General features: G+C 80.6%; 1 pseudogene. It reads right to left on the bottom strand.

The window, feature by feature from the left end:
- Window positions 1-712, bottom strand: a pseudogene (locus WCS02_RS20860) (hypothetical protein); the annotation flags it as partial.

Raw genomic sequence — 712 nt, forward strand, 5'->3', positions numbered from 1 at the left:
CACCGGCGGCGGTCGCTGCCGTGCTCGGCTGCCCGGTCAGGTCTGCCTGGGTGGCCCGGTCCGTCCGGTCGGGCTGCCCCGCGGGGACGGCCTGGCCGGTCGCGTCCGGGGTGGCCTGGTCAGCGGTGGCTGCCGTGGCGCCGCTGGTCGCGGACGAGGTGGTGGCGCCGGTGGCGGGAGCAGCGCCGGCGCCCGCGTCGGGGGTGGTCGGGTTGCCCGTGGTGGTGGCAGCGGTGGTCGGGCTGTCGATGTCCCCGGGCGTGCCGGTCTGGGCGAGGGTCCCGGTGCCGGCGGCAGGTGCGGGCTCGGCCGTGGCGCCTTCCGCGCTCCCGGCCAGACCGCCCGGGGCGCCGGTCGTGGGTGCGGTGACGCCGTCGGCGGGAACGCCGGTCGTCGTCGCGGCGGCGAGCGGGGCCGCCACCGTGCCGGCGTCGGCCGGGTCGGTGACGGCCGTCCCCGTCCAGGCCTGGTCGGTGCCGGTCTGGTCGGTGCCGGTCTGGTCGGTGCCGGTGCGGTCGGTGCGGGTCTGGTCCGGGTCCGTCGTGCGGGTCTCTGCCGCGCCGGTCCGGTCATCGGAGTCGGTGCTGGACGGCCGGTCGGTGGAGGTCGCGCGACGCCCGGACGACGCGGCGTCCGCGGTCCGGTCGGCGGCGTGGCCACGGTCGGCCCGGTCGGCCCGGTCGGCCCGGTCGGCGTCGCGCGAGCCGGCGCG

It is taken from the genome of Aquipuribacter hungaricus (assembly GCF_037860755.1).
In the GTDB taxonomy this organism is placed as follows: domain Bacteria; phylum Actinomycetota; class Actinomycetes; order Actinomycetales; family JBBAYJ01; genus Aquipuribacter; species Aquipuribacter hungaricus.